Source organism: Candidatus Jidaibacter acanthamoeba (genome assembly GCF_000815465.1).
In the GTDB taxonomy this organism is placed as follows: domain Bacteria; phylum Pseudomonadota; class Alphaproteobacteria; order Rickettsiales; family Midichloriaceae; genus Jidaibacter; species Jidaibacter acanthamoebae.
This window is the reverse complement of sequence record NZ_JSWE01000057.1, coordinates 1-7012: the sequence shown is the minus strand read 5'-3', so window position 1 is coordinate 7012 and position 7012 is coordinate 1. Positions and strand designations below refer to the sequence as shown.

Genomic DNA, 7012 nt, shown 5'->3' with positions numbered 1-7012 from the left:
TAACTACATGACTTGTCACTAACTAAAAAGTGGAACATATTTCGGGGGCTTGACAATACCATCCGAGGCATTGAGACAATCAATATGTTATTTAAGGGGCAGCTTTATCACCTGTATAAGAACTCACCTATAAATATTAAATACTTTATTGAGAGACAATTTAATTTATCTACTCCTGCTTATAAATTCTAAAATACCTCATAAAACTAGATAACTTCTTTCTTTAATTTCATTCTTTGCAACGCTACCATTTATAATACCCTAAATAAAACTGTTAGATTGAGTTTTAATCTAACAGTTCACTAATAATATACCATCCGTAAAGAATACGGGTGGTATATTATATTTATAATTGTTAATTAATTAATAATTAAAATAAGAATTTTATTTTATATAATGACTTGGCTATACCTTTTTAAGGACAGCTTCTAGATCAAATATATGATCTGCAATACCTACAGTTTCCTTGCTATGTGAAATTATAATACAAGTTACCCCTATCTGCTTAATATGTTTATTAATTATATTTTCATTATTAATGTCCAAATGGCTGGTTGCTTCGTCCAAAAATAATATTTTAGGTCTTGTATATAATGCTCTAGCAAGTAATACCCTCTGTTTTTGCCCCCCTGATAAAGTAGTCCCCATATCTCCAACAAGCGTTTGATAAGACATTGGCATATGCACAATATCATTATGAATTGCTGCAATCATAGCGCAAGTATACATATGTTCATAATTAGGCTCAGGGTCAAAAAAACAAATATTATCAGCTATTGAACCACTTAATAACATGTCGTCTTGCATTACCGCAGCTATTTGAGAACGATAAGTATGCAAACCTAACTTTTTAATATCCACATTATCAATAAAGATATTACCTGAAGACGATGTTAGAAGCCCCAATAATACTTTCATTAAGGTGGTCTTACCGCAGCCAGAAGGACCTATAATAGCTAAGGTTTCCCCTTTTTTGACAGTAAAATTAATATTTTTAAAAATGTAAGGATCTTGCTCAGAATATCTAAACGCTAGATTTTCTACTTGTAAGTTTCCATCAACTATTTTTATATCCTTAATAACCCCTTGAATATTTTGCTCTGGTACGGTTAATGCAATATCTGCAACGCGCTCCAAATGAATCTTTAACATTTTATATTGTAATAATTTTTCAATCATATTTTGCGCTTTACTGATAAATTGCTGTCGATAAGAGAGATAAGCTATTAACATTCCTATAGAAAACCCATTATCGTCCATTATAGATTTAGCTCCAAGAGCTATAATTAATACTTGTTCTAAACCAAAAATAAGTTCCATTAGAAATTGGTATACTAAGTTTAATCTTGATACACTAATGTTTGCATTTAGTTTATCAATGTAACAATTTTGCCAGATACTTTCCCTGATAGTTTCTTTACCAAAGACTTTTAATGGCAGGATAGCACGAATACTTTCCATAAAGATTGATTGTTCTTTTGCAGATAATATTAAAGATTCTTGAGCTCTATACAACATTGTGGGATAAAGAATAATACGAACCATTATATATAAAGATAGTGTTACCGTTACGACTAAAGTTAAAAGAGGGCTATAAATTAACATCATAATAAAAGTAATAATAATCATACAGCCATCAACTATTGCTACAACAAAATCAATACTTAATTTTTCTTGAATTTGAGTTAAGGAATTAAAACGTGAGATAATATCGCCAATATGACGTTTTTCAAAATAATTCAGGGGCAGTTTAAATAGATGGTACATTAAATTAGCAACAAGCTGGATATTTAGTGTGTTTGATAAATATATAATAATCCATGAACGGACAAAGCTTGAAAGCGCCTTAGTAAACATAAGAAGCCCGAAGCCAATCCCAAGCACATAAAGTAATGGATAGTCCTTAGCCACTATTACATCATCTGTAACTAGCTGAGTAAATATAGGTATAATAATTTCAAAAACTTCAAGTGAAAAAGAAACAAGTAAAATTTGCAAAAGTTGTTTTTTAAGTCCAATTACTGAGCTCCATAAATCAGATAAATATAAGTTTGTTTTTTCTTTTTTCTTCTGAAAATCAACTGTAGGAATTAGCTCCAAAGCAACACCAGTAAAGTGTTTAGAAACTTCTGCTAATGTATACTTCATAATACCAACTGCAGGATCATGTATGATTACCTTATTTCCTATAATATCTTTTAAAACTACAAAGTGGTCTAAATCCCAATGAAGAATACATGGTGTTTTTAATTTACTTAAATCATGCAATTCTAATTTTAAAGGTCTACTTAGTAAAAAAAGCTTTTTTCCAATATTGATCAAGTCTAGTAATTTACTCCCTCTAAGCGAAGTTGAGAATTGTCTACGCAGAGTTAATAAATCAGTTTTATAGCCATAATAGTTTGCAATCATAGCCAGACAAGCTAAGCCACACTCTGTTACTTCAGTTTGTAAAATAATTGGAAGCTTATAACTACTAAATGTAAATTGTAGCTGCTTTGAAAGTTTGTCTATCATGATGTTAAACCTCCTTTAAGATTATAGACAGGAGACATAATCCATTGCCATAATGTACGCTTCTCACTTAGTACAATGCCTTCAAAAAGCATACCAGCAACTAATGGGTATGCTTGCCCGTGAATGGTTACTGTCTGCTTTTTTAAAGCCACCAAAACACGATAAAATGGAATATTTAAATTAATGGGGATTTTTATATCTTGTGATGATAATATACTTTTATCAATATATTCTACAGTTGCTTCATATAATCCAAATTGCTGAAAGGGGTAAGCTTGGTACTTTAATAAAACCTTTTGGCCAGGTCTAATAAAACCAATTGCATTAGTAGGGACATATAAAACACCTTGTAGTATTGCACCTTGAGGAATAATTGAAGCAACTAAAGTTTGTTCTGTAGCTCTATCTCCAATCATAGTAGTCAATACTGAAACTGTACCATTTTCTGGAGCCCTTATTACATAATTACTACTACTATTAATCTCACTCATGCGGTATTTTAACTCATTTAAGGATGATTTGGCAGATAAATAAGTATCATATACTTTTTGGTAATCAGTTTCTAAAATTAATTTTTTTTGAAGCAAATGTTTATACCGTGCAACATTTTTTTCCAGTATAGTAATTCTGTTTTCTTGGATATGTATTTGATTTTTCAATAAGCCTACTTGCTGTTCAGAGAGAGTTTGTCCAGCTAAGGTATGCTGGTCAGTAGATATATAGTATAGTATCTGCCCTGCTTTTATAGTATCTCCTTGTTGAATAAATTTATTTGTGACAATTCCTGATTTTTTTGCATAAATATTAATTAACCCTTTATCTGGAACAAGCATTCCTTGCACTTCTTGACGTCTAGTATATTCTCCAGAAGACAAGAATATGATCAACATAATGGTAACCAAAAAAATTCCTAATGACCAACAGGTGAATGAGATAGGGTTGGTTATAATGATTTTCCCTTGATAAGATCCCTTAGTTTTTTGAAGGACTTCATTTCTAAATAAAGGAGTTTCTGCGGGATTTTGCTTATCTTTATTTGGATTGTTCATGATTTAAACCAATACTATATAATTAAGCTATATGTTTCATTTAGGATAAAATCTTCTATTAAACAAATATTCATACTTTGTATATCTGATTTCTCTTGGAGAGTCATATTAATATCACTTGATTTTGAAATTAAATTGTTTATACGAACACCTTCTTCTAAACTAAAATTAACTTCAAAATCATAAAATTTATCATAGTTATTATCTTGTGGGTGGTGCTCAACTGAAAGTATCATTGTATTTGGAAGGTATTTATTTAAAGCATGCTCTATTTTAATTATGGACATTTTATCTAATCCACTTGTTAATTCATCAGCAATAAGTATGTTGGGTTGGTTCAAGATTGCTTGAATTACTGCAATTTTTTTAGACTGCCCACCACTCAACTTAAATTCTTGGCTATCTAACCTTGATATTAACCCTTTATTATTTTCTTCATCTAGGGTAAATTCATCTATTTCAAGCTCTTTAAATAAGGAAATAACTTCTTTTCTTACTATTATGACTTCTTCGGAACCAAGTAATGATAATCTTCCAGGGAAAAAAGCCACTTCAAGCAAGGTAGAATGTAAGGGTAAATAATTATTTTGATCCATAAACATAAGATGAACCTCTTTACTATTAATTGTCTTTGGTAAAGAAATTGTACCTGAGCTACTTAATGCCCCAGATAATCCTTGTTTAAGATCTATTAAAATAGCACTTTTTCCACATCCGGATTTTCCAGTAATTGCATAATGCTTTCCAGGTTGAAATTCCAAATAATTGATCTTTAAAAGTAACTTTCCATCCAACATAAGCACATAATTATCAAATATTATTTTTTCTTCATTGTTAGTCGTATGATTAGCTGATTGACTTCTAGGCTCAGATAAAATTGAAGATAGTATATCTATTCGTTCTTTAGCTAGAAGTAATTCTGTATGTGCTAATTTGTAATCTAAGCTACTGGACAAAAAAGCAAAAATATCTTTTATGGAAGTTTTAACTAAAGGGATTTGAGCAATATTGATTTGATTATTCACATATTTAAATCCTAGGTAGGGAGCATCAATCCACTCATTTAACCCAGAAGCTGTTTCTTGAGCACCATTTTTTAAGTTATTTAAATACTCATTATCTTTATTTAAAGAAGATCTATATAGTAAAAATTCATTATATTTATACTTTATATATTCCTTAGCATCTCTTAAATTTATATATTCCATATTAGTGGAAATATGATATTTTATTCCCCATAATTTGGTCTCTGCTTCAGATAAATTTTGTTGAATTTTTTTAGAATTAGTGAAAACATAATTCAGTACATTTTGCTCTAATAAAAAAGTTAATAAATAAGGAACCATTGCTTCTGGCATTACATTTGAAATGTATCTGAATGCTATAAAAAACTTAGCTGTTATAGTAATTTCTGAGTTTAATTTGGTAATGCCTTGAAATAAAAGTGTTGAAAGGTCTTGATCTAGTTTATTAATTAATTCTTTTCCTTTAGTTGAAGCGATAAGTTTTTTGCTATTATTTCCATCTAATAGTAATTCTGTGCTTTTTTGAAAAACCAAATCGATTTGTGTTCTGAATAAATTAGTATCTGCAAGCAAAATCAGAAAATCGAAAACTTTTTTAGTTAACAATATACTCATTACTTTACTTCCCTCTTTTAAAATTGTGTTCATGTTGGAAGTTTGATAGGCGGTGAGTAAATTATTTATAAACAATCCTTGCCCATAAGTTCCTATATATATTAGGAACAAATAATCAACCATAGTAGAAGTAATTTTTAGTGCCCCTATTTGAAGGAAATTTGCTAAAAAATCATTATCAAGTATTCTTTTTATATCATGAACTAAAAGTTCTAATGCTCCAATAGGACTCTCTAAAGCTTTGTTATATACTTGACTAAACTCCGCTTTTGAAAATATATTTTTATGGCCAAATAATGCATTTATAGAAATAAAGGCATTTACTGGATAATTAATCCTTGATTGATAATCTAGAAAGTCAATTGAGGAATATGAAATTACAGGTATTAAAACAAACAGTGATGAATAATAAAGCAATTTATATTGAGGGTATAAATTAACAAAAGTAGTGCTACCCTTAACAAACGATGTAGCCCAAAAAGCAGAGCGCGCAATATAATGCTTATTTTCTATCCCACTAGAAAATAAGTATTCATCAACCCCACATGTTAAAAGTCCTAATATCCCACCAATAGAACCAGATATTATAAAACCGATGCTTGTGCTGACTCCAATATTTATAGTGGATGAAAACCAATCTTCCAAGTTAAAGTGATTATCAATAGACAATTTATTCCTCACTTCTATTCTATTTATTAAAACCACCTTGGCCTTACTATGCTTGAAAAATTCAACAACATTATTAAAGCAAGCCACGAAGATTCTCAGCAACTAACCTTAAGGAAAGTATAACCTAGCGTAGGTCACCTACAGTTAATGACCGACGCTTTATTTAGAACACATACCACAAAGTAATATCGCATATATTTTTGTGTGACAAGATATAATGTTTTTCTACCAAACTTATGACGACATATCCAAGAATAGCCAAATTATATTCATAACTTTTTGATTTAGCCCTTGTGTGGTTTTTTTATTTTTATTGGGATTAGTTAATAATAATTTATTTATATTAAGTTAATACCCACCGGTACTCAAAAATTGAATTATGTGTATTTATTGAATCTCAGGTTAATCTATACATTAGAAATATTATGAGGAAAAATTTTTATATTGACATCTTTAATTTATTTAATATACGGTTTTAGTAACTATCAATTAAATAAGAGGCAAATTATGTTAATTAGTTTAACAAAAGACCAATTAGATTTAATTAGTGGGGGTATGTGTAATTGCCTTTGTAATTACCAAGGAAATGAGTACTTTCTAGGAAAACGAAAAGCAGAAATTAGTTGCATAGTAGATTGTAGATCAAGAGGAATGGGGTATATAAGTTGCAATTAAAGTTAAAGAATTTCTTATACGGAGAGTGAAAGATGATTATCATAGAAAATGAATATTTAGATTTAATTGTTGGTGGTAAGCCTTGTAATTGCCTTTGTTCCGGTGGGAAATGGGAGAAGCCAGAGTATAGAGGCGTGTATGATAGTCTATATTATTGTTCTTTATCATGTCAAAGCGCAGGTTTTGCAACAGGTAGTTGTATCTAGTATATAGAGTAGCGTTGCAAAGAATTAAATTGAAGGAAGAAGTTATCTAGTTTTGTGAGGTTTTTTAGAATTCATAAGTAGGAGTAGGTAAGTTAAATTGCCTTTCAATAAAGTATTTAATATTTACAGCAGAGCTCTTAAGTAAGTGATAAAGCTGCCCCTTGAATAACATATTGATTGTCTCAATACCTCGGCTGGTATTATAAGCTGTTTTATAACTAGTGATAACCCATAGCATCTTTGGTTTTCCATTTTA

At 29.9% G+C, this 7012-nt stretch carries 5 protein-coding genes; 1 reads left to right on the top strand and 4 read right to left on the bottom strand.

What is annotated here, in order from left to right; translation table 11 throughout:
• Positions 1 to 405: 405 nt before the first annotated feature.
• Genes NF27_RS01315 through NF27_RS01305 form a run of 3 tightly spaced genes read right to left on the bottom strand, consistent with a single transcriptional unit; the run spans position 406 to position 5875 of the window.
• Positions 406 to 2517, bottom strand: a complete 2112-nt coding sequence (locus NF27_RS01315; RefSeq protein ID WP_039455019.1) for a peptidase domain-containing ABC transporter — start codon at positions 2515 to 2517, stop codon at positions 406 to 408.
• Entirely contained in the window at positions 2514 to 3566 is a 1053-nt protein-coding gene (locus tag NF27_RS01310) for an HlyD family secretion protein (RefSeq protein ID WP_039455016.1), read from the bottom strand. The genes NF27_RS01315 and NF27_RS01310 overlap by 4 nt, the downstream gene beginning before the upstream one ends.
• A 14-nt stretch (positions 3567 to 3580) precedes the next feature.
• Positions 3581 to 5875, bottom strand: a complete 2295-nt coding sequence (locus NF27_RS01305) for an ATP-binding cassette domain-containing protein (protein WP_152606813.1) — start codon at positions 5873 to 5875, stop codon at positions 3581 to 3583.
• A 507-nt stretch (positions 5876 to 6382) separates the two neighbouring features.
• Here NF27_RS01305 and NF27_RS12250 point away from each other — a divergent pair.
• On the top strand, positions 6383 to 6550 hold the full coding sequence (locus NF27_RS12250; protein ID WP_161791760.1) for a hypothetical protein: 168 nt from the start codon (positions 6383 to 6385) through the stop codon (positions 6548 to 6550).
• 270 nt (positions 6551 to 6820) lie between these two features.
• Here NF27_RS12250 and NF27_RS12245 read toward each other — a convergent pair whose 3' ends face one another.
• Positions 6821 to 6994: a hypothetical protein gene (locus tag NF27_RS12245; RefSeq protein ID WP_161791759.1), complete on the bottom strand. Its 174-nt coding sequence runs from the start codon at positions 6992 to 6994 to the stop codon at positions 6821 to 6823.
• Between the last annotated feature and the right edge of the window lie 18 nt (positions 6995 to 7012).

Excerpts from the sequence above, each read along its gene's own strand:
- NF27_RS01315 (WP_039455019.1), bottom strand. The coding sequence starts at position 2,517 with ATGATAGACAAACTTTCAAAGCAGCTACAATTTACATTTAGTAGTTAT.
- NF27_RS01310 (WP_039455016.1), bottom strand. The coding sequence starts at position 3,566 with ATGAACAATCCAAATAAAGATAAGCAAAATCCCGCAGAAACTCCTTTA.
- NF27_RS12250 (WP_161791760.1), top strand. The coding sequence starts at position 6,383 with ATGTTAATTAGTTTAACAAAAGACCAATTAGATTTAATTAGTGGGGGT.
- NF27_RS12245 (WP_161791759.1), bottom strand. The coding sequence starts at position 6,994 with ATGCTATGGGTTATCACTAGTTATAAAACAGCTTATAATACCAGCCGA.